Annotated in this window: 20 protein-coding genes; all 20 read left to right on the forward strand. The window is 59.4% G+C overall.

Annotated elements, in window-relative coordinates; translation table 11 throughout:
• The first annotated feature begins 412 nt into the window (after positions 1-412).
• The 20 genes from ACXAIC_RS22205 to ACXAIC_RS22300 all read left to right on the forward strand — a co-directional run bounded on the left by ACXAIC_RS22205 (position 413) and on the right by ACXAIC_RS22300 (position 21,334).
• Positions 413-1,342 (forward strand): histone deacetylase family protein, encoded by a 930-nt coding sequence (locus ACXAIC_RS22205; protein ID WP_475185810.1) that lies wholly within the window; start codon positions 413-415, stop codon positions 1,340-1,342.
• 134 nt (positions 1,343-1,476) lie between these two features.
• On the forward strand, positions 1,477-1,725 hold the full coding sequence (locus ACXAIC_RS22210; RefSeq protein WP_475185814.1) for an exodeoxyribonuclease VII small subunit: 249 nt from the start codon (positions 1,477-1,479) through the stop codon (positions 1,723-1,725).
• Between the two features lie 653 nt (positions 1,726-2,378).
• Positions 2,379-3,269, forward strand: coding sequence for a helix-turn-helix transcriptional regulator (locus tag ACXAIC_RS22215; RefSeq protein WP_475185818.1), 891 nt, complete (start codon positions 2,379-2,381; stop codon positions 3,267-3,269).
• Between the two features lie 375 nt (positions 3,270-3,644).
• A complete protein-coding gene (gene dxs / locus ACXAIC_RS22220; protein WP_475185823.1) occupies positions 3,645-5,606 on the forward strand; it encodes a 1-deoxy-D-xylulose-5-phosphate synthase in 1,962 nt (653 codons plus the stop codon).
• Between the two features lie 217 nt (positions 5,607-5,823).
• The gene (locus ACXAIC_RS22225) at positions 5,824-7,320 is read left to right on the forward strand and encodes an MFS transporter (RefSeq protein WP_475185827.1); all 1,497 of its coding nucleotides are present in this window, start codon (positions 5,824-5,826) and stop codon (positions 7,318-7,320) included.
• 69 nt (positions 7,321-7,389) lie between these two features.
• Positions 7,390-7,779: a hypothetical protein gene (locus tag ACXAIC_RS22230; protein ID WP_475185831.1), complete on the forward strand. Its 390-nt coding sequence runs from the start codon at positions 7,390-7,392 to the stop codon at positions 7,777-7,779.
• Positions 7,780-7,814: 35 nt separating this feature from the next.
• Positions 7,815-8,351 (forward strand): copper chaperone PCu(A)C, encoded by a 537-nt coding sequence (locus tag ACXAIC_RS22235; protein WP_475185834.1) that lies wholly within the window; start codon positions 7,815-7,817, stop codon positions 8,349-8,351.
• A gap of 23 nt (positions 8,352-8,374) precedes the next feature.
• Positions 8,375-9,001: an SCO family protein gene (locus tag ACXAIC_RS22240; RefSeq protein ID WP_475185836.1), complete on the forward strand. Its 627-nt coding sequence runs from the start codon at positions 8,375-8,377 to the stop codon at positions 8,999-9,001.
• Between the two features lie 17 nt (positions 9,002-9,018).
• Positions 9,019-9,156 carry a hypothetical protein gene (locus ACXAIC_RS22245; protein ID WP_475185837.1) on the forward strand — a complete coding sequence of 46 codons (138 nt, stop codon included), beginning with the start codon at positions 9,019-9,021 and terminating at the stop codon, positions 9,154-9,156.
• A gap of 43 nt (positions 9,157-9,199) precedes the next feature.
• Positions 9,200-9,955: a TlyA family RNA methyltransferase gene (locus ACXAIC_RS22250; protein ID WP_475185840.1), complete on the forward strand. Its 756-nt coding sequence runs from the start codon at positions 9,200-9,202 to the stop codon at positions 9,953-9,955.
• A gap of 457 nt (positions 9,956-10,412) precedes the next feature.
• Complete coding sequence (locus tag ACXAIC_RS22255) at positions 10,413-11,648, forward strand: aromatic ring-hydroxylating oxygenase subunit alpha (RefSeq protein WP_475185844.1); 1,236 nt, start codon at positions 10,413-10,415, stop codon at positions 11,646-11,648.
• Between the two features lie 4 nt (positions 11,649-11,652).
• The gene (locus tag ACXAIC_RS22260) at positions 11,653-12,726 is read left to right on the forward strand and encodes an FAD-binding oxidoreductase (protein WP_475185848.1); all 1,074 of its coding nucleotides are present in this window, start codon (positions 11,653-11,655) and stop codon (positions 12,724-12,726) included.
• A gap of 73 nt (positions 12,727-12,799) precedes the next feature.
• Positions 12,800-14,032, forward strand: a complete 1,233-nt coding sequence (locus ACXAIC_RS22265; protein WP_475185852.1) for a class I SAM-dependent RNA methyltransferase — start codon at positions 12,800-12,802, stop codon at positions 14,030-14,032.
• A gap of 3 nt (positions 14,033-14,035) precedes the next feature.
• Positions 14,036-15,148 carry a class I SAM-dependent methyltransferase gene (locus ACXAIC_RS22270; protein WP_475185855.1) on the forward strand — a complete coding sequence of 371 codons (1,113 nt, stop codon included), beginning with the start codon at positions 14,036-14,038 and terminating at the stop codon, positions 15,146-15,148.
• 83 nt (positions 15,149-15,231) lie between these two features.
• Entirely contained in the window at positions 15,232-16,551 is a 1,320-nt protein-coding gene (gene ribB / locus ACXAIC_RS22275) for a 3,4-dihydroxy-2-butanone-4-phosphate synthase (RefSeq protein ID WP_475185856.1), read from the forward strand.
• A gap of 348 nt (positions 16,552-16,899) precedes the next feature.
• On the forward strand, positions 16,900-18,078 hold the full coding sequence (locus tag ACXAIC_RS22280; RefSeq protein ID WP_475185861.1) for a transporter substrate-binding domain-containing protein: 1,179 nt from the start codon (positions 16,900-16,902) through the stop codon (positions 18,076-18,078).
• 38 nt (positions 18,079-18,116) lie between these two features.
• Entirely contained in the window at positions 18,117-18,665 is a 549-nt protein-coding gene (locus ACXAIC_RS22285) for an ANTAR domain-containing response regulator (RefSeq protein ID WP_475185866.1), read from the forward strand.
• 25 nt (positions 18,666-18,690) lie between these two features.
• Entirely contained in the window at positions 18,691-19,584 is an 894-nt protein-coding gene (locus ACXAIC_RS22290; protein ID WP_475185870.1) for a proline iminopeptidase-family hydrolase, read from the forward strand.
• Between the two features lie 55 nt (positions 19,585-19,639).
• The gene (locus ACXAIC_RS22295; RefSeq protein WP_475185872.1) at positions 19,640-19,843 is read left to right on the forward strand and encodes a hypothetical protein; all 204 of its coding nucleotides are present in this window, start codon (positions 19,640-19,642) and stop codon (positions 19,841-19,843) included.
• Between the two features lie 12 nt (positions 19,844-19,855).
• Entirely contained in the window at positions 19,856-21,334 is a 1,479-nt protein-coding gene (locus ACXAIC_RS22300; RefSeq protein WP_475185876.1) for an ABC transporter substrate-binding protein, read from the forward strand.
• Positions 21,335-21,388 lie beyond the last annotated feature (54 nt).

Genomic DNA, 21,388 nt, shown 5'->3' on the forward strand with positions numbered 1-21,388 from the left:
GGCAGCGACTTCGAAGACAACCGTGGACCTGGTGAGGAGGCAACAGGGCTTGGGACTTGACTGTGAGGCCGGAATTAGACAACCAAGCGCAATTGATGATGAGCTATTTGACCGCGCTTTGAGGGTCTTCGGCCAGGAGTGCGTCGCAGGTCGATACGGGGTATCGGGCCAGACGTGCATCACTGGTCGGTCTGGTGCCCGTTCGGTTTCCGAAAGGCCAATCAGGTTCTGCATTTACGCGCAAATCCCTGACGTCAGACAGCAAGAGGGCAACCCAATTCTGCACGGTAGGCTCCAAGCCCCCGGACATATCCCATAACGATTGGACCTATCATCAATTGACAGGACGGCTGCCGGACGCTCAGATACTATTTTATAATCCTACAACGACAAAACCTTCCGGAAACGCCCCGTGTCCACGCTCCTATTGCACCACCCGACCTATCTCGACCATCTGACACCGCTTGGTCATCCTGAGCGGCCCGACCGCCTTCGGGCCATCGACCGCATTCTGGAGCATGAAAAGTTCCAGTCTGTTGCGCGGGACATTGCCCCCATTGCGGCCCTGGAAGACATCGCCCGCGCCCACCCGATGAGCTATGTCGACCAGTTGCACCGGCTGGCTCCGGAAGAAGGCGTGACGCGGGTTGATGCGGACACGACCATGTCGCCGGGCACCTGGGAAGCGGCTCTCAGAGGCGCAGGAGGCGCCTGCCGCGGCGTGGACGAGGTTCTGGAAAAGAAGGTCAACAACGCCTTTTCCGCCTCCCGCCCCCCCGGGCACCACGCTGAAAAAGACCGGGCCATGGGCTTCTGTTTTTTCAACAATGTGGCCATTGCCGCCCGCTACGCCCAGGCCAAACACGGCATAGGCCGGGTGGCCATTGTCGATTTTGATGTCCATCATGGCAACGGCACCCAGGACATCTTCTGGGACGACCCGAGCGTGATGTATTGCTCTACCCACCAGATGCCCCTTTATCCGGGCTCCGGCGCCGCTTCCGAGACCGGTGACGCCAATACGATTGTCAATGTGCCACTGGCGCCGGGCGATGACGGGCTGGTGTTCAAGGAAGCCTTTGAGGTTGCGTTGCTGCCGCGCCTTGAAGAGTTCACACCGGAACTCGTGATCATTTCCGCCGGCTTCGACGCCCATGCCCGTGATCCCCTGGGAGGCCTCAACCTTCTGGAAGCCGATTTCGCCTGGGCCACCCGCGCCCTGATGGATGTGGCGGACAAGCACAGCAATGGCAATCTGGTCTCGGTGCTGGAAGGCGGCTACGACCTGGAGGGACTTGCCCGGTCGACCGCCGCCCATGTGATGACCCTGATGACCGGCTGACACTGAGTTGTTAAAAACGCCGGGGATCATCTTCCTTTTCTGCGCGCGCATGCCTTGACGAATGGCGCACGGCCCGCAAGTTAGGGAACACTTCCCGGCACAGGTGTGTCCGGCTTCAGACAGGGACCTTTTCCATGAGCGATGCGTCGAACGACATTTCCGGGCTTTCCTTCGAAGACGCTCTGAAGCAACTGGAGACGATTGTCCGGGAACTGGAACAGGGTAACGTTCCCCTTGAGCGCAGCATCGACATGTATGAGCGCGGCGATGCCTTGCGTAAACATTGCGATATGCTGTTGAAGTCGGCCGAGGCAAAAGTGGAAAAGATCCAGCTCGGACAGTCCGGTGAAGCGGCCGGTACAACCGAGCTTGACCCGCAATAGGCCCCTGTGCGCAGTGTCTGATCTGCAACTTCTCTTTTTACCAGCCGGCGCTTCAACGGGTTTTCCTTTCGCTGTGTGAAATCTAAGATTTCAACGCAAAAGACAAAACAGATTGGCTCTCCTGGACCGCAGCGCGCTCTCTTTTCAAGATGAAAACCAAGAATGTGCCCGGCTGCAATTCGGACGCATGTCCTTGTTTGTGCCCGATCAGGCAATGCCCCGAGAAAGCCGGAAGACCTGTCCTTGTGCGCTCAAAAGAACACACTCCACCCCTGCACGTTTCCCCCCTGTTAAAAGTACTATTGATATTTTAAAAGCGAGTTGATAGTCATGATCGAAATTCGAAGGAAATTTAATGTAATCTTTAATAGACCCAATAGAGAATGCCGCTACTCAACCAAACGGACGAAGTAAATCTACTTATACGTGTATTGAAAAGCTCGCCTCAAGCTGATGGCTGGAACGCGATACTGCAGTGGATTGCAGATAGTCTCCCTTGCAAACCTTTTCTTTCCGAGTTTGACAGCGGCGGCACCCCGGTTCGCGAATTTGGTGCTGAGGAGACACCAGTCTCTTTTAGTCAGCTTCTGACCCATCCAAACCTTGGAGGCGGTGAAGGCACGCTCCGGTTCCTGCTGAACGATGCCCCGCTCTTGGCTGCCAGTTTCCGGGCTTTGCCGGGAGACTGGCCAGGACTTGCCGGTACGACTCTGAACACCCCTGGCAAGCGCGATAGTCTTCCAGCCATCGTCGCGCCGCTCAAGCGCACGGCGAGCAGCACGTTCCTGTTCGGGTGCGTGTTTACGCAAGCCACCACGGAGACGCTTAACGTTCCGCTTGCGAATGAAACATTCCGAAAACTTCTGGCCGCCCTCGCTCCCGGCCTCGATATTTTTCTGCAGATGGAGCGTGAGCGGGACAACAACAGCATCCAGCGCTTGCTGATTTCCTTCATGTCCTGCTGCGCTGTTCTGATTACTCCGGACAGAGCTATTCTCGGACACACGGCAAACGGGCTCGACGCTCTGCTGTCGACAGGGGCTGCTGATGCCCGGGACGGCCTGCTGGTGGTGAAGAACAAGCAGCTCGACACCGCCATTCAGGACACACTCAAACACTTTCAGGCCAGGCCAGCCGCTGAGCCCGGAACAGACACGGCAGAGGCCCCTACCTTTATTGGGCCGGAAACCTCCATATTCATTGAAGACCCGGAAGAGAGCCTAAAACGGGTTACCGTTGCCACGGTGGCACCGTCTCCCAGGGGCCAGAGCATGCCCCCCTGGCTGATGGTGGGGGTTTTTCAGCCTCCCGGCACACCAGAACATGTCGAGAAAGTGCTTCAGGACCGCTATGACCTGTCCCAGTCGGAAGCCCATCTCGCCCGGCATCTGGCCATGACCGGCACTCTGAACGATACGGTTGAGCAGCTCGAGATTACCCGGAACACTGCAAAGACCCATCTGCGCCGGATCTTCGACAAGACCGGCGCGCGCACACAACTTCAGCTGGCACGACTTGTTCATGAATTGTCCGGACTGTTTTAACGCGGACTGCCGTCAGCTCCCGTTCAGAACCCCTGAACCCCAGACATTCCGTATCGGTTCTTCGAATTTAGCGGCGTTTTTTCGGGAAAACTTCGTATAAAAAAAGGGTCGCGAAACCGCGACCCCAAGTTGATCACTGTGCACGTGGCCCCATCGACCACAACTAGACCTTTAGGCCAGTTATGACGCCGACGCATCACCCAAAAGGGTGATTGCCTGTAAAAACACCCAATAGCACAAAAATGCATCGGATCTGCACGTCACGTGAACGGTCTGCATGGTAGGAAGACCTCCGCCTCCTGTGCGTCAGCAAGCGTGGCGCAACACTTTGGCGCATTTCTGCAACAGTATTTGCGCCCTATAAAGGGTTGGTGTATGCCTGCCCGCCAGTTTTATAATCGTGGAGCCTGCGACAGAGTGTCTTCAAAACCCGATACCCCTCTCCTCGACAAGGTCACATCCCCTAAAGACCTGCGCGTGCTGGAAGAAACAGAGCTGCAGCAGCTCGCCGACGAGCTTCGCACGGAAATGGTCGATGCCGTCTCCGTCACCGGCGGCCATTTGGGGGCCGGCCTGGGGGTCGTGGAACTGACCGTCGCGCTCCACTATGTGTTCAACACACCCGATGACCGGATCATCTGGGATGTCGGCCACCAGTGTTATCCGCACAAGATCCTGACCGAACGGCGGGACCGCATCCGCACCCTGCGCCAGGGCAATGGCCTGTCCGGCTTCACCAAACGGGCCGAAAGCATTTACGACCCCTTCGGGGCTGCCCATTCCTCCACCTCGATTTCCGCAGGCCTCGGCATGGCGGCGGCCCGGGACCTGCAGGGTGGCGACAACAATGTCATCGCGGTGATCGGAGACGGCGCCATGTCGGCAGGCATGGCCTATGAAGCCATGAACAATGCGGGCCATCTCGGCTCCCGGCTGATTGTCATCTTGAACGACAATGACATGTCCATCGCCCCGCCTGTTGGGGCCATGTCCGCGTATCTGGCCAAGCTGGTCTCCGGCCCGACCTATAAGACCTTCCGGGACGCTGCGAAGAACATCGTCAAGAACCTGCCAAAGCCGGTTTTTGAAAAAGCCGCGCGTGCGGAGGAATATGCCCGGGGGTTCTGGACCGGCGGCACCATGTTCGAGGAACTTGGTTTTTATTATGTCGGGCCGGTGGACGGCCATAATCTGGAACACCTGCTGCCCGTTTTGAAAAATGTCCGGGACACCCATCAAGGTCCGGTTCTGATCCATGCCGTCACCCAGAAGGGCAAAGGCTATGCCCCAGCGGAAGGCGCCAAAGACAAGTATCATGGCGTAGCAAAATTCGACGTCATTACCGGCAAGCAGTCCAAACCCAAAGCCAACGCCCCCAGCTACACCAATGTCTTCGCAACCTCCCTGATCAAGGAAGCGGAAAACGACGACAAGGTCGTGGCGATCACGGCGGCCATGCCGGACGGGACGGGCCTCAATCTCTTCGGCGAAGCTTTTCCGGAGCGCACCTATGATGTCGGCATTGCCGAACAGCATGCGGTGACCTTCGCCGCCGGGATGGCGACGGAAGGCTTCAAGCCCTTTGCGGCCATCTATTCCACCTTCCTGCAGCGGGCCTATGACCAGGTCATTCATGATGTGGCCATTCAGGGCCTGCCCGTGCGCTTCCCGATCGACCGGGCGGGTCTCGTCGGGGCGGACGGGCCGACCCATGCAGGGGCCTTTGACACGGCCTTTCTGTCCTGCCTGCCCGGCTTTGTCGTGATGGCCGCCGCAGACGAGGTTGAGCTGCGCCACATGGTAGCGACCGCTGTTGCCTATGATCAGGGACCGATTTCCTTCCGCTATCCCCGTGGGGAAGGGGTCGGGCTCGACATGCCCGAACGCGGCAGCGTTCTGGAGATCGGCAAGGGCGTTATCCGCCGCGAGGGCACCAAGGTTGCCCTTCTGAGCTTCGGCGGGCGCATGGGCGAGTGCCTGGCAGCCGCCGATGAGCTTGATGCCGCAGGCCTGCCGACCACCGTTGCCGATGCCCGTTTCGCCAAACCTCTCGATCTGGATCTGATCCGCCGGCTGGCGCGCGAGCACGAGGTCCTGGTGACCATTGAAGAGGGCTCCGCAGGCGGATTCGGCAGCCATGTGCTCACCGCCCTCGCCTCTGAAGGGCTTCTGGACGCCGGATTGAAGGTGCGCACGCTTGCCCTGCCCGACACCTATATCGATCAGGACAAGCCGCAGGCCATGTATGCGGGTGCCGGACTGAATTGCGACGGCATTTTGAAGACTGTATTCACCGCTCTGGGCAGTGAGAGCCTCAGCGCCCCGCAGCGGGCGTAAACGGCTCTGAGCGCAAACGAAATCGACATCCGGCAGTCCAAATGCGTCATGCTGGAAATCCTGATTGACACAGAACGGCTTCCCTGAAAAGGCTGCCCGGAACCGTCCAGGTCAAAGAATCGTGGCCTTTTTGAGAAGGCACGATGCTCTGACTTTGGTAAGAATGCGTCGGCTGCAACCGGCGCATTTGTTTTTGGGCTTTCCGTGTGAGGCAATCATGGCTCAGGCACTCGTTTCCGTATCCGCGCTTCTTCTGTCCGTCGCCCTGCTCATTTTCGGGCATGGGCTGCAGACAACCCTGCTGCCGCTGGCCGCTGACAGGTTCTATTTTTCGGATTTCGAGATCGGCACGATTTCTTCGGCCTATTTTGTCGGGCTGGTGCTGGGCTGCCTGGGCGCACCGCTGCTGATCATGCGGGCCGGACATATCCGCACCTTTGCCGCGCTCGTCTCCCTCATGTCAGGCGCCGCGATCCTGCATCCGGTCTTCATCGATCCCTATGCCTGGTTCATCATCCGCGTGATTTCCGGCTTCAGCCTTGCCGGGTTCTACATGATCGTGGAAAGCTGGCTCAACGAAAGCGCGACTAACGAGAACCGGGGCACGATCATGTCCGTCTATATCGTGATCGTCTTTGGCGCTCTTGTTCTCGGGCAAGTCTCCGTCGCCAGCATGGGCATTTCCGACTTTGTGCCCTTTGCGGTTGCCTCCGTTGCCCTCAGCCTTGCGGTGATGCCAGTGTCGCTGACAACCGCCACCCAGCCCGCTCCCATTACCCTGGTCCGGTTCCGGCCGGTGCAGCTCTACAAGAATTCCCCTGCGGCTTTTGTCGGCATCCTGCTAATCGGCGTCTCCCAGGGCGCGGTGTTCACCCTGTCACCGCTTTACGGGTCACAGATCGGGCTGTCCACCAACCAGTCGGCCTATTATGCCGCCGCCATCATCGCAGGTGGCATGATATCCCAATGGCCCGTCGGGCGGCTGTCCGACCGCATAGACCGGCGCCTCGTTCTGGTCGGGCTGGGCATTGCCACAGCCGCCGCCTCACTCACCATCGTAACCTTTTCGCCAACACATTTTGAGATCGCCCTTTTGAGCGCGTTTCTGGTCGGCATGTTCAACCAGCCGCTTTATGCCGTCGCCGTCGCCCATGCCTTCGACCACACCGCACAGGAGGACTTTGTCGAGACCTCCTCCGGCATGCTCTTGTCCTTCGGCATTGGCTCCATCATCGGCCCGCTGGCCGCTTCGCTGCTGATGGGGCAGCTCGGCCCGTCGGGCCTCTATGTCATGATCAGTGTGGTCAGCCTTCTCATGGCCAGCTTTGTCCTGACCCGCGTCATCACGAACGATGCCCTGACCGGCGACGAGAAGACCGACTTCGAATATGCGGCTACAGCCCAGGTCGGCACCGTCATTTCGCCCGAACCGCTCGATGCGGAAGCTGAGGAATATGTGATTCCGCCGGAAGAATTCCCCGCCTATGAGGACGATATCTATAATTTCGAAAGCACTTCTGACGAGGACACGGACGAGACATCAGTGTCCGCACCCGAAGAGGCTGCTGAAGGGGGAAACCACGGCATGGTCCCGGAAGGCCTGAGCGATCCCCTCACCGGCACAGAGGCGCCTTTGGAAGCGGAAGCCCCTCAGAATGAGGATGGTGACGAGGATAGTGAGCGCGGCCGGGACGGAGCGAAATCCGCCTCATAGTCGCGCATCGGAACACGCTGCGCGCTTTCGCCTCTCGACAGGAGCGCGCAAGCGGCGTAAGAGCCCGTTATGGTTTTGTCTGAGACCCGGATGCAGCTGCTGCGACAGGAACGCCATCCCCTTGTGGCTTTGGCGGCGCTTGCGTTTTTCCTGCGCATTTGCCTGCTGGTTCTGGCCACGGCCGTGTCCCCGGAGGTGGCGACGGCCTCCGGTCTTGCCAGCTTGTGCCAACGCTCTGAACAGGCCCCCTTTGCAGCCCATGATCCGGCCAGTTGCCAATGCGGTCCGGTCTGCGCCCATGGTTGCGCGCTTGGGGCCTGTCTTGCCCCGGCCACGCTGCTTTATGAGGCAACGTCCCGGCTGGCAAACACGGGCGGGGCAAGAACAGTCCAAGAGCTGTCGCCGTCCCGCTCATGCTTTGCCAAGGCCATCCGGGCCCCGCCACACACCTTGATCTGACATTCCCAAACTTTACTACAGATCGAGGAAATACGATGAACCTTTTCAAATCCTTCGCGCTTGCCGCAACCCTTGCCCTTCTTCCCCTGTCCGCCTCCGCGCATGATGTGACGGTCGGTGACTTGACCCTGACCCACTCCTGGACCCGCGCCACGCCGCCCAATGCCAAAGCTGGCGGCGGGTTTGTCGAGATCGTCAACACTGGCTCCGAGGACGACCGTCTGGTGTCTGCGAGCTCCGGCACGGCTGCCAAGGTAGAACTGCATGAAATGGCCGTTGTCGATGGCGTCATGAAAATGCGTCCGCTGAAAGACGGCATTGCCATTCCGGCCGGCGAGACCGTGACCCTGAAACCGGGTGGTCTGCACATCATGTTCATGGGCCTGAAAGAGCCGTTCAAGGAAGGCACCCATGTCCCGGTGACGCTGACCTTTGCAAAGGCCGGCACAGTCACCATTGAGCTGGACGTTTCCAAGATGGGCGCGAAATCCATGGATCATGGCCATATGGATCACAGCGACATGGACCATGGCGACATGGATCACGGCAATATGGAACACAAACACAACTGAGACCCTTTTGAAGAGGACAACCAATGTCTGGTGTGAAACTCTTCCGGTACATGGCTTGGGCGGCGGTCGCCGCCCTTGCCGGTGTGTCCGGGCTCCTCGTTTACCAGCAATCCGCGATGGACAGGGACACCGGCGGGCTGATCAAACCGCTGGAGGCCATTGGCGGCCCGTTTGAACTTGTCAACGGCAATGGCGAAACGGTAACGCAAGCAACATTTGCCGGAAAGCCGCTGGTGATCTTCTTTGGCTTCACCTATTGCCCGGATGTCTGTCCGACAACCCTGTCAGAACTGCAAGGCTGGATTGCCGACCTCGGCGACGATGCGGACAAGCTGAACTTTGCGTTTGTCACCGTGGACCCGGAGCGGGACACGCCTGAGGTCATGCGGGACTATGTCTGGGCGTTTGACAAACGCATCACACCGCTGACCGGAACCCGCGAACAGATCAATACCATCATCAAGGCGTACCGGGTCTATGCCAAGAAAGTGCCCCTTGACGACAGCGACTATACAATGGACCATTCTGCTGCCGTTTATCTGATGAATGGCGACAACAAATTTGTCGGCACCATCGCTTACGGGGAAGAAGAAGACACCGCACTGGAGAAATTGAGGCGGCTGATCGCCAATTCGACAGTGTCCTCCTGAGGGTTCGACAGCAGATGATGCGCCTGCCACTTTTCATGGGTCTGACAGCCGGTGCGTCCGGTTTGATCGCTCTGGCGGCCCTGCTGTGGCTTTATGCGGGCGAACGCGTCTATGCCGACCGCCTGCTGGCAAGCTTTGCCGGCTGTTTCGGCTAACCAAGCCTCCCTCTGCCCCGTCCCGCATCACCTGACTCAGTCCATGGCCCACAAACGTCTCGATCAGCATCTTGTCGATACCGGCCAATTTACCAGCCGGGCCCGGGCGCGGGATGCCATTTTGCGCGGCACGGTCCGGGTGAATGGCAGCCCGTGCGCCAAACCCGCCCAGAAGATCGGGCCCGGCGCCTCCATTGAGGTTGAGGACCCTGCCTCCGCCTATGTCTCGCGGGCAGCGCTGAAGCTGATCGAGGGCCTTGACCGCTTTGCCATTGCCCCATCGGGACGGATCTGCCTCGATATCGGTGCCTCCACCGGCGGCTTCACTCAGGTTCTGCTGGAACGGGGCGCTGCGAAAATCCATGCCATTGACGTGGGCCATGATCAGTTGCACCCCACTCTGCGCCAGAACCCAGCGGTGTTTGCCCAGGAAGGGCTCAATGCCCGTGACCTGAGCCTTGCAGATCTTGGAGGCGACCGGCCGTCGCTGATTGTGTCCGATGTCAGCTTCATCTCCCTGACCCTCGCCCTGCCCCCGGCCCTGGATCTCGCCGCCCCCGGCGCGGACGGTCTCTTTCTGGTCAAACCGCAATTTGAAGCTGGCAAGGACCGGATCGGCAAGGGCGGACTGGTGGACCCTCAGATTGCTGAGGAAACGGCGGGCACCTTGCAGGCCTGGCTCGCGGCTCAGCCCGGCTGGACTACTAAGGCGCTTATACCCTCGCCCGTCAAAGGCGGGGATGGCAATGCCGAATGGCTGCTGCACGGGCAAAAATCCGGCCAGCGCCAAGGGCAATAAGTCTGCACGATTTGACCGGATCTGCTTTGTCTGCTGAGGAGGCGGATTGCGCGCCGTGGTGCTTGCCACCCCAAGTGCGATCCAACGATGTCAGCGGGCAAAAGGGACCGGCCCGTCCGGTGATAGAGAGCAGCCCATCGGCAGCGTTGCACCGCTTGCCCGATACACCGCATCGCGCTGCGTGGCGCGCCTTGCCGAATGATCTGCTTTCCAACATCAAAAGCTGCAGACGGATCGCCCGAGGCTCTAAAGCGGAAAATACATGCATTTCAGAAGCAAACCAAGAGACAGGTGCAACATCTTCTCATTTTGCCGGTAACGGGTTTGAGGAATTTTTGTGCAGTGTCTTACCTGAATAAGCCGATGCCGTTTTTGCGCTACGGCTTGGCAGTTTTGCGAGCCAAAAAACGCTTTGGAGGGCGGCCGGCCGGAACCGGCGCGATCAGGATGGATGGCGATGTATAGCGACGCGGATATTCTTTCTCTTCTGATGGGGCGCCGGCAAGGCTATTCACTACCGCGAGCCTTTTATACGGACAGCGACGTGTTTCAGGCGGACCTGAAAAACATCTGGCAGAAAGAGTGGATTTTCGCAGCCCCCACGGCGGACCTGCCCAAGACCGGGTCCTACATCACGCTTCAGATCGGGACCTATTCAGTCATCATTGTGCGCGGTGCCGATGGCGCCATCCGATCTTTCCACAATTCCTGCCGCCACCGGGGAAGCCGAATTTGTGCCGCTGCCAAAGGCGCTTCTCCCAAGCTGGTCTGCCCCTATCACCAATGGACCTATGAGCTGGACGGCAAGCTGCTGTTTGCCCGGGACATGGGACCGGACTTCAAGGCCGAAAACCACGGGCTGAAGCCGGTTCACTGCGAAACCGTTGCCGGAATGATTTTCATCTGTCTGGCGGACACGGCGCCGGACATGGGTCAACTCAAACAGCAGGCCGCCCGTTATCTCGGGCCCCATGACCTTGCCAATCTGAAGGTCGCGCACCAGTCGACCATCGTCGAAAAGGGGAATTGGAAGCTGGTGCTGGAGAACAACCGGGAATGCTATCACTGCTCCGGCTCGCACCCCTCCCTGTGCCGGACCTTTCCCGACGATCCCAGCATGATCGGGTCCGACGATTCAGCCGCGTCCAACACGGGCAGCGCCCATATCAACCGCTGCGAAGGCGCTGGGCTGCCGTCCAAGTTCCTGCTCTCGCCCGATGACCAGTGGCGGCTCGTGCGCATTCCGTTTCTGGGAGACGCGGTCAGCTACACGATGGATGGCAAGGCGGCGGTGTCCAAACGGATTGGCTCGGTGCCCTTCGACAATGCCGGCAGCTGCCTGTTCTTCCATTATCCCAACACATGGAACCATTTCCTCTCCGATCAGGTGCTCACCTTCCGGGTGCTGCCGGTCGGCCCGATGGAAACGGAAGTCACGACAACGTGGCTGGTCCACAAGGATGCGGTTGAAGGAACAGACTATGATCTCTCACGCCTGACTGAAGTGTGGATGCACACGAATGACGAAGACCGTCAGATCGTGGAGGAAAACCAGATGGGCATTCAGTCGCCCGCTTATGAGCCCGGTCCCTATTCACAGGCCCAGGAGAGCGGTGTGATCCAGTTCATCGACTGGTATTCCAAGACCCTGGAAGCTGCCCTGATTGGCCGCTTCCGCGTGGCGGCGGAGTGATCAAATGATACCGATGCCCGGGCGCGAGACGCCGGTCTGGAGCGACAGCGAGCTGCTGGAATGCGTGATGGTGGTGCCGGAAGCTCCGGATGTGAAAACCTTCTCCTTCCGCCCGCCATCCGGCGCCACCTTTGTCTACAAGGCCGGACAGTTCATCACGCTCGACCTGCCGGTTCCCGGCGGGAATGTGCAGCGCACCTACACGCTCTCCTCGTCACCGGTCTCCAACGCCTATATCTCCGTGACGGTGAAAGCTCAGCCCGGCAGTATCGGCACCCGCTGGATGTTGAACCATCTGACTCCGGGCATGCGGCTGAAAGCGTTCGGACCGGCCGGACTGTTTCACTTGCCGCCCGAGCCGGACGGCAAATTCCTGTTCATCTCGGCCGGGTCCGGCGTTACGCCAATGATGTCCATGGCCCAGACCCTGTTTGAGCGCGGCGAAGATCCCGATATCTGTTTCATTCAATGCGCCAACCGGCCGGTGGAGCTGATCTTCCGGCAGAAGCTGGAATATATGGCCAGCCGGGTGACCGGCCTGCAACTGCATTTTGTCGTCAACCAGAGCGATCCTTACGAGGTGTGGACCGGCTATCGCGGCCATTTCAATCAGCTCATGCTCGGTCTGATGTGCAATGACTATCTGGACCGGGATGTTTACTGCTGCGGCCCGGAGGGCTTCATGGAAGCGGTGCGCGAGATCCTGAACGCACTCGGCTACGACATGGACCGTTATCATCAGGAAAGCTTCCAGGCTCCTGCCGAAACCAAGGCGGAGCTGAGCGAGTTCGATGATGTCGTGCCCCAGGAAGACACACGCGCCCAGATCGTTTTCGCTGACTCAGGCGTTTCGGCCTGGTGTTCGCAAACCGACACGGTTCTGGCCATTGCCAAGGACGCGGGCCTCAATATCCCTTCCGGCTGCACCTTCGGGGTCTGTGGCACCTGCAAGATCAAAAAGCGCTCCGGCGAGGTTCACATGGTCCATTCGGGCGGCATCAGCGAGGAGGATGTCGAGGCCGGGTATATTCTGGCCTGCTGTTCCAATCCGATCGGCACCGTAGAAGTGGACGTCTGACACCCCCCCGCTTTTCAAGGGCCTGACAAGCACAGGGCTTGCTCCTTGCGCCAGTTGGCGCTATCGCTCGCCCATGCAAGACCAAGACCTGATCATTTCCGAACTCGGCCATCGCGGTGACGGCATTGCCATGAGCGATAGCGGCCCGGTCTTTGTGGCCGGAGCCCTTCCCGGAGAAACCGTGCGGGCCAGGGTGGTCAACGGCCGGGCTGTTGATCCTGTTATTTTGTCTGCGTCCCCTGACCGGGTGGCGCCCGTGTGCGGCCACAGCGAAACATCGGGCAGCTGCTCGATGCAGCACTACGCAAAAGCCCCCTATCTGGCCTGGAAACGGGACCTTGTGCAACGGGCACTGGCCACCGGCGGGATCAAGACCACCGTCGCCGAACCGATCGATGCCACAGGGGGAGGCCGGCGGCGGGCCGTGCTCACAGCCGGGCGCGCCGGACGAATCCTGCTGCTGGGCTATCACGGCCGGGCAAGTCACAAGCTGGTGGATGCGGCGGGCTGCAAGGCCCTTGCCCCCGCCATTGAGACAGCCCTTGCAAGCCTGAAGACCCTGGCCGCCGAGGTGATGCCTAAAAAGGGCGAGATGCGCGTGACCGTGCTGGCCACCACCGCCGGTCTCGACGTAGCGCTAGACAAGGCTGACCGGGCCTATGAGCGCAAGATCCCGGCTTTATCGCAAAAGGCTGTTGAACTGGACCTGGCCCGTCTTTCGGTGAATGGGGAAGTGCTTCTGGAAGTGCGCCCGCCCCTTCTCGACATGGGCGGCGCTGCTGTCAAACCGGCCCCCGGCGGTTTCACCCAGGCAACGCTGGAGGGCGAGGAAACGCTCTCCCGGCTGGTTCTGGACGGGGTTAGCAAGGCTCGGAACGTTGCGGATCTTTTTTCCGGCATCGGCACCTTTGCGCTTCGTCTGGCCCGGAGCGCCAATGTGCATGCGGTTGAGGGCGATGCGGCCGCAATCGCGGCCTTTGATCAGGCGCTGCGGATGCCCAAGGGCCTCAAGAAAGTGACTTTCGAGCGGCGGGATCTGTTCCGCAGGCCCCTGGTGCGCGAAGAACTGGAGCCGTTCGACGCGGTGGTGTTTGATCCCCCGCGCGCGGGCGCCCAGGCCCAGGCTGAGCTGCTGGCGGCCTCCAAAGTCAAGACCGTTGTGGCCGTCTCCTGCAACCCGGCGACGCTGGCCCGGGATCTGGCCCTGCTGACCGGTAGCGGCTACACGCTTCAAAGCGTCACACCGGTGGACCAATTCCAATATTCGCCCCATATTGAGGTTGTGGCGGTCTTGAACAGGGAGTGAGCCATGGCGGCGGCGGACGAGCAACGAAAGCAGCAATCCAGGCAGCACAAGCTGCCTCCCGCACTCACGGTCGCCCGCCGCACCAGCTATGCGCTGCATCAGGGCAGCCGCGTCGCGCTCTACACGCTGCATTCGCAAGCCATGCGGCGCATGAACCGGCGCCTGCAAAAAGACTTGCCCGAAATTCCCAAGGTGGAGCCCTCAGGCCCGGTCCCGAGCCAGCGGCGCATGCTGGCCGATATTTTCAAACTGTTTGCCGATGATCTGAAGGCCGTGGAAGACGGTCTCTATCCGATGCCCTCCGATGGCCGCTTGACTCTGCGCGGCCTGTTTGAAACCAGCCGGGCCTTTTTCAAGGATGTGCCGGAGGTGACACGCCGCCGGGCGACCGGCGCCCATCAGGAGGTCAATGACAATCCGGACGGGTTTGCAGACGCCCTGCCCCGCTATTACCGTCAGAATTTCCATTTCCAGACCGATGGCTGGCTGTCGGAGGAAAGCGCCCGGCTGTATGATTTTCAGGTGGATGTGCTGTTTTCCGGGGCAACGGCGGCCATGCGCCGCAAGGCCCTGCTGCCCTTTGTTCAGATCCTGAAGCGCAAGGACCAGCGAAAGGTCGCCTATCTGGACGTAGCCTGCGGCACGGGCGGCCTGCTGCGCCCGGCCCTTGCCGCCTTTCCCCGGCTGACCGGCACGGGGCTGGATCTGTCCGAGCCGTATTTGACGGTGGCCCGCGAGCGGATCAGCTCCCGCCGCGCCCGCTTCATTGCTGCGTTGGCGGAAAATCTTCCCTTTGCCGACAACAGCCTCGACGTGGTCTCCTGCGTGTTCCTGTTCCATGAGTTGCCGCCCAAGATCCGCCGTCTTGTGATCGGCGAAGTGGCCAGAGTGCTGAAACCAGGCGGCACGTTTCTCTTTGTCGACAGCCTGCAGACAGGCGACGTGCCGGACTATGACGGGCTGCTCTCCGTCTTTCCGCAGCTTTTTCACGAGCCCTATTACACGAGCTATCTCACTGAGGATTTTCAAGGTTTGTGCGCACAAGCGGGTCTGGAGCAGCGCTGGATGACCCCGGCCTTTGTCTCCCGGGCAGTGGAATTCGTCAAAGCCGGGTAGTTCCGGCAGCATCTTTCAGCGTCACTGAAAATTCTTCAAACTTTCTCTTGTGAGCAAAAACAAACGGGCTTATATGCGGAGCCATGAGATTGGATCAATGGCTCTTGCAGACTGGGGAAAGCCGCAGCGCCTTTGCGCGCCGGGCCAATCTGTCGCCTGCCTCTGTAACAGCCCTGTGCAACGACCCGAATGTCTGGGTGTCGCGGGATATGGCCCGCAAGATTGCCGTCGCCACCGACGGTGTTGTGACCCCCAATGACTTTCTCGGACTGTCCAGAACCAAGGAGCATCCCGTGTCCCAGGCCCGTGTCGCTGAGGCAATTCGCGCATTTGAACGTGGTGAAATGGTGGTCGTGACCGATGATGACGACCGCGAGAATGAGGGCGACCTGATCGTCGCAGCCTCCAAGATCACCTCCGAGCAGATGGCCTTCATGGTCCGCCACACATCCGGCATCATCTGTGCCCCGATGACGGTGGACAACGCCCGCCGCCTGCGCCTTGACCCGATGGTGGCGGAAAACGATGCGCCGCTGGCAACCGCCTTCACGATTTCAGTCGACTACCGCCAGGGACTGACCACGGGGATTTCCGCCGAAGAGCGCTGCGCCACGGTGCATGCGCTGGCCAATCCCAATGTGGCTGCAGCCGATTTCGTGCGCCCGGGCCATATCTTTCCGCTGGTCGCCAAGGAAGGCGGCGTCATGATGCGCTCGGGCCATACGGAAGCCGCCGTGGACCTGTGCCGCCTGTCCGGCCTTGAGGAGGTCGGTGTGATCAGCGAGTTGGTCAATGATGACGGCACCGTGAAACGCGGCCAGCAAGTGGCGGAGTTCGCCGCCGAACATGATCTGAAAATGGTCTCCGTTTCCGATTTGATTGCCTGGCGACAGCGCACCGAACGCATGGTGGAGCGGGTCAATGAACAACCGATCGAAACCATGGCGGGTCCAGCCTATGCCATGACTTATTCCACCCCTTACGACCAGATGCACCATCTGGCAGTGGTCTATGGTGACATTCTGGACGGGCGCAGCGTACCGGTGCGCTTGCAGCTGGAATCGGTTCTGGATGACGTCTTCGGCGACACAAGGCCGCTTGACCATATCATGAACCGCTTTGCCGAACGCGGCCGGGGCGTGATCGTGTTCCTGCGCGAAGGCTCCGTCGGTGTTGCCCGCCAGTCCCGCCGGGCCCGCTCCGACTTTGAAGCTGCAGACACGGAAGAGCATGGATCAGCCCAGGCCCGCCAGGAACAATGGCGCGAAGTCGGCCTCGGTGCGCAGATCCTCAAGGATCTCGGCGTCAGTTCGATCCGCCTCCTGGCCTCCCGGGAGCGCCACTATGTCGGCCTGGAAGGCTTTGACATCAAGATCGACGATACGGAAATCATCGACAGCTAACCGGGCAGCCCCGGCCGCTGCCGGGATGCGCCCTGAAGCGACATCAGGTTTTCAGAGTGAAGAACTCACAGATCTGAGAAAGCCAAAACCTCAACCAGAGATTGCTTAAAGTATACCCGACCCCAGGTGGCGGCCTGCCGGCGTGTTGTTATTCAGATCTGCCAAAGGCATCTTGTCTAATATTTATGCAAAATTTTTATTGACCAAAAAATAGTACGATCCTACGATAGCTCCCACATTGGCACTTGAGTGCCGTCGGCAAGCGAGCCTCGATTTCTGCCCTTCCCGGGCAGGTCGGGGTTTTTTTGTTTTTGGGCTCGCGCCTTGTTCGAACGGAAATCCGACACCATGAAACGCGATATCATTCCGGTTTCCTTGCTGTACTCCACCTCGGGGGCCTATGCGGCGCTCGGGGAAGAGGCCGTGGAAGGAGCAATGACCGCGATCTCAAAAGTCAATTCGGACCCGGCTCTGCCTTTCCGGCTGGAGCCGGTGATTGCAGATCCCGGAGGATCGGCGGAGCGGTATGCGGTTTTGGCGGAACGGGCCATCAACGAAGCTGGCTGCCGCCATGTCGTTGGAACCATCACCTCCTGGAGCCGGAAGGAAGTGCTTCCTTTGGTCGAGAGGCGTGATGCCCTCCTGTGGTATGCGTTTCCTTATGAAGGCTTTGAAGCCAGCGCGAATGTTGTCTATTTGGGCCCCTGCCCAAATCAGCATTTGCTGCCCCTGCTCGACTATACTTTGCCGCATTTTGGGCGAAGGCCCGTTTTTGTTGGCTCCAACTATATCTGGGGCTGGGAGAACAGCCGCATTGCCCGCGAATATCTTGAGACGGCAGGCGGAGAGGTTCTTGCGGACCGCTACATGCCGCTCGGATCTCTGGAAACGGACCACCTGATTGCGGAAATCCGGGAAAAGAAGCCCGATTTTATCCTGAGCAACCTCGTCGGCCAGTCCTTAACCGCGTTTGTCAAAGCCTATGGAGCTTTGGGACAGCAAGACGACAGCTTCTCGGCCTCGTCCTGCCCGATCATCTCTTGCAATGCGACAGAGCGCGATTTTGCAGGCCTCGGTGAGGCGGGACAGGGCCATATCACTGCTTCGACCTATTTCGACAGTTTGCAGACGTCTGAAAACCTTGCGTTCAAAGCGCTCATGGCTGCCCGCCATGGCGGGCAGCGGGTGATTACGTCACCGCTCGTCTCGGCCTATGTGGCAGTTTCCATTCTGGCCCGGGCCATTGAAGATGCAGCAACAGATGCGCCCAAGGCGGTTCTTGGGGCGGTCAAGGCCAGGCAGTTCGAGACGCCGCTTGGAGCTGTTTCGGTCAATGCCAAGACACAGCATGCAACGTTGCGCCCGCATCTGGGTCGGTCGCAAAGGACCGGCGGATTTGAAGTTCTGCAAAGCGCGCCCGGCGCCATTGAGGCAGATCCTTACCTTGTGGCATCGCCATTAAGGCCTGCCAAGCCGGCCAGAAAAGGCAAGGCAGCGACCTCAAACCCGCTGAAGGTGATCAAATGACTCGGCGCGGGAGACCCACCATCGCGGGCTGGAGAGCGGTGATTTTACACCGGCCCCATTCCTCTGTTGAAGCGCTGCGGCGGCAACTGGAGCTTTTGAATATCGAGGTCCGCACGGTCTGGCCGCAACTGGAAGAGGCCGATACGGGCGCCGATGTGGTTTTCTTTGACGCGGACAGAGGCCATGACGGCCAGTTTCCCTGGCCAGCAGGTTACGCACCCATGCCCCTGGTCGCGCTGATTGGCAGCGAGGCGCCCGGGCGCATCGAGTGGGCTCTTTTCCAAGGCTCAAATGCACATCTTTTGAAGCCTATTGGGTCAACGGGGGTCTATAGCGCCCTTCTGATTGCAGCCCATGCGTATGAAAACGCCAGATCCCAGGCAGATGACATCCGCGCTCTTGAGGACCGTGTGCGGCAGCGGCCCGCCGTCGTTAACGCGGTTCTGAAGCTTCTGGAGGAAGGGGATGCGGATGAGGCTGCCGCCATGAAACGCTTGAGGGGCCTGGCCATGAACTGGCGCATGACCCTGGAAGAAGCCGCAAACGCAATCTGCAGCGCTGACAAACGAGACCGCACTAACGGTTGAATGCGAAGAAGACAGGAGAATGTTCGTGTCCATTTCCGAAGGTTTTGCCGCTTACGGCCCTTACCAGACCTGGTACCGGATCACAGGTGACCTCAAATCGGGCCTGCAGCCCCTGATCGTCATTCATGGTGGCCCGGGCTGCACACATGACTATGTCGACAGCTACAAGGACATTGCCAAAACCGGACGAGCGGTTGTGCATTACGATCAGATTGGCAATGGCAAGTCGACACATTTGCCGGAAAAGGGCGCCGATTTCTGGACAGTCGACTTCTTCAAAAAAGAGCTGCACAATCTGATCGATCACCTTGGTGTGCGCGATGCCTATTGTGTGCTTGGCCAGTCTTGGGGCGGCATGCTGGGGGCGGAATTTTCAGTAGACCGGCCCGTCGGCCTGAAGGCCCTGGTGATTGCCAATTCCCCTGCTGAGATGAAAACCTGGATCTCGGAAGCCAACAGATTGCGGCGGGATCTGCCTGCGGATGTTCAGGCCACTCTCAAAAAGCACGAAGACGCCGGAACAACGGGGACGCAAGAATATACCGACGCAACCGAGGTCTTCAATGAGCGCCATGTCTGCCGGGTCGTGCCATTGCCGCCAGAGGTCAAGCGGACATTTGACGCCATAGATGCTGACCCGACCGTTTATCACACGATGAACGGGCCAAACGAATTTCACGTGATCGGCACCATGAAAAACTGGTCGATTGCCGGCCGTCTGGACAGCATCAATGTGCCGGTTCTCCTGATTTCAGGCCGCTATGACGAAGCGACCGAGGCTTGCGTTCAACCTTACGCAGACGAAATTCCGGATGTCCGCTGGCACATTTTCGAGGAGTCCAGCCACATGCCGCATGTGGAGGAACGAGAGGCCTGCATGTCTGTCACCGCAGCCTTTCTCGACGAAAAAGCCTCCTAATCACAAGAGCCGCAAAGGCACGGTCCAACCAACCATTTCTAGAGGAACAGGAACATTGCAGCTAACAAAACGGACGTTTTTCCATGCAAGCACAGCCCTGGTCGTCGGCCTGCTTGCCCATAGCGTGCTGCCGGACAGTGCCGTCGCGCAGTCCCGCGCGGACCTTATGAGCGAACACCGCGGGGGAACCATGGTTCTCACTGCGGTTTCGGCAGCCGGGACCGTTGATCCGATGATCAACTACACGGCTCAGTTCTGACAAGTCTTTCAAATGACCTATGATGGTTTGCTGAAATTCAAGCAGGCCGACAGGAAGGAAGGGTTTGAGATCGTTCCGGACCTTGCTGAGGCCCTGCCGGAACCAGAAGATGGCGGCAAGACTTATGTCTTCAAACTGCGCAAGGGCATCAAATTCTCAAATGGCAAGGAAGTGTCCGCCACGGATGTGGTTGCCTCGTTCCAGCGCATTTTCAAGGTGAACAGCCCGACCTCCGGCAGTTTCTACAACAACATTGTCGGCGCAGATAAATGCCTTGCAGACGGCGCATCCTGTACACTGGAAGGCGGGATTGTCGGTGATGATGCAGCAGGCACAGTGACATTCCATCTGGTCGCACCGGATTCGGAGTTCTTTGCCAAGCTCGCCGTTCCCCATGCTTCCGTCCTGCCTGGCGACACGCCCGCCACGGATGCGGGCACCCAAGCCATTCCAGGCACGGGCGCCTACATGATCACCAGCTACGACCCGAACGACAAAATGGTGATCAAGAGAAATCCGGAATTCACCGAATGGAGTGTGGACGCACAGCCGGACGGCTATCCGGATGAGATCGTCTACCGTTTCGGAATGACCGAGGAAGCTGCAGTCAACGCGATCCAGAACGGCCAGGTCGACTGGATGTTCGGCACTCCGCCATCTGACCGTCTGCCTGAACTCGGCACAAAATATGCCAAGCAGGTTCATGTGAACCCGCTGGCAGCATTCTGGTATGCGCCCATGAACACGAACCTGGCTCCGTTCAACGACGTGCGCGTGCGCCAGGCGGTCAACTACGCCATCGACCGTGACGCTTTGGTTGGACTGTTTGGCGGCGAAGTTCTTGCGCAGCCGGTCTGTCAGATCCTGCCGCCGGATTTTCCCGGGCATGAGGACAATTGCCTCTACACCCAGGACCCGGGCCCCGTCTGGTCCGCACCGGACATGGACAAGGCAAAGGAACTCGTAGAGGCTTCGGAGATGGTCGGCCAGAAGGTCACTGTCATTGCTGAAGACAATGCCACCTCGCGCGCCATTGGCACCTATCTGCAAAGTGTGCTGGCGGACCTGGGCTATGAGGCAACGGTGAAAGCCATCTCGCCGAATATCCAGTTTACCTACATCCAGAACACCAGCAACAATGTCCAGATCAGCGTGTCGCAGTGGTACATGGACTATCCAGCGGCCTCCAACTTTCTGAATGTGCTGTTGTCCTGCGCCTCCTTTACGCCAGACAGCGATTCTTCGATCAACATCGCCGGGTATTGCAACAAGGACCTTGATGCGAAAATGCACGCGGCCATGGCCCAATCGATTACGGACCCTGCAGGTGCAAACATCGAGTGGGCGAAGATCGACAAGGCTTTCATGGAACAGGCCCCGCTGGCGCCGCTGTTCACGCCGAAGAATGTTGACTTCACCTCGGCGCGGCTCGGGAACTTTGTCTTCTCGAACCAGTTCCGCTGGGTCATCTCCCAGTCCTGGGTCCAGTGACCCATTGGAGCCGGTGAAGAGCTCTCAGAAGTGAACTTGCCGGCCCGGCGCTGC

The organism is Roseibium sp. AWQ4_254, from assembly GCF_056161025.1.

Excerpts from the sequence above, each read along its gene's own strand:
- ACXAIC_RS22250 (WP_475185840.1), top strand. The coding sequence starts at position 9,200 with ATGGCCCACAAACGTCTCGATCAGCATCTTGTCGATACCGGCCAATTT.
- ACXAIC_RS22265 (WP_475185852.1), top strand. The coding sequence starts at position 12,800 with ATGCAAGACCAAGACCTGATCATTTCCGAACTCGGCCATCGCGGTGAC.
- ACXAIC_RS22235 (WP_475185834.1), top strand. The coding sequence starts at position 7,815 with ATGAACCTTTTCAAATCCTTCGCGCTTGCCGCAACCCTTGCCCTTCTT.
- ACXAIC_RS22280 (WP_475185861.1), top strand. The coding sequence starts at position 16,900 with ATGAAACGCGATATCATTCCGGTTTCCTTGCTGTACTCCACCTCGGGG.
- ACXAIC_RS22210 (WP_475185814.1), top strand. The coding sequence starts at position 1,477 with ATGAGCGATGCGTCGAACGACATTTCCGGGCTTTCCTTCGAAGACGCT.
- ACXAIC_RS22260 (WP_475185848.1), top strand. The coding sequence starts at position 11,653 with ATGATACCGATGCCCGGGCGCGAGACGCCGGTCTGGAGCGACAGCGAG.
- dxs (WP_475185823.1), top strand. The coding sequence starts at position 3,645 with ATGCCTGCCCGCCAGTTTTATAATCGTGGAGCCTGCGACAGAGTGTCT.
- ACXAIC_RS22230 (WP_475185831.1), top strand. The coding sequence starts at position 7,390 with ATGGTTTTGTCTGAGACCCGGATGCAGCTGCTGCGACAGGAACGCCAT.
- ACXAIC_RS22240 (WP_475185836.1), top strand. The coding sequence starts at position 8,375 with ATGTCTGGTGTGAAACTCTTCCGGTACATGGCTTGGGCGGCGGTCGCC.
- ACXAIC_RS22270 (WP_475185855.1), top strand. The coding sequence starts at position 14,036 with ATGGCGGCGGCGGACGAGCAACGAAAGCAGCAATCCAGGCAGCACAAG.
- ACXAIC_RS22300 (WP_475185876.1), top strand. The coding sequence starts at position 19,856 with ATGACCTATGATGGTTTGCTGAAATTCAAGCAGGCCGACAGGAAGGAA.
- ACXAIC_RS22245 (WP_475185837.1), top strand. The coding sequence starts at position 9,019 with ATGCGCCTGCCACTTTTCATGGGTCTGACAGCCGGTGCGTCCGGTTTG.
- ACXAIC_RS22225 (WP_475185827.1), top strand. The coding sequence starts at position 5,824 with ATGGCTCAGGCACTCGTTTCCGTATCCGCGCTTCTTCTGTCCGTCGCC.
- ACXAIC_RS22255 (WP_475185844.1), top strand. The coding sequence starts at position 10,413 with ATGTATAGCGACGCGGATATTCTTTCTCTTCTGATGGGGCGCCGGCAA.
- ribB (WP_475185856.1), top strand. The coding sequence starts at position 15,232 with ATGAGATTGGATCAATGGCTCTTGCAGACTGGGGAAAGCCGCAGCGCC.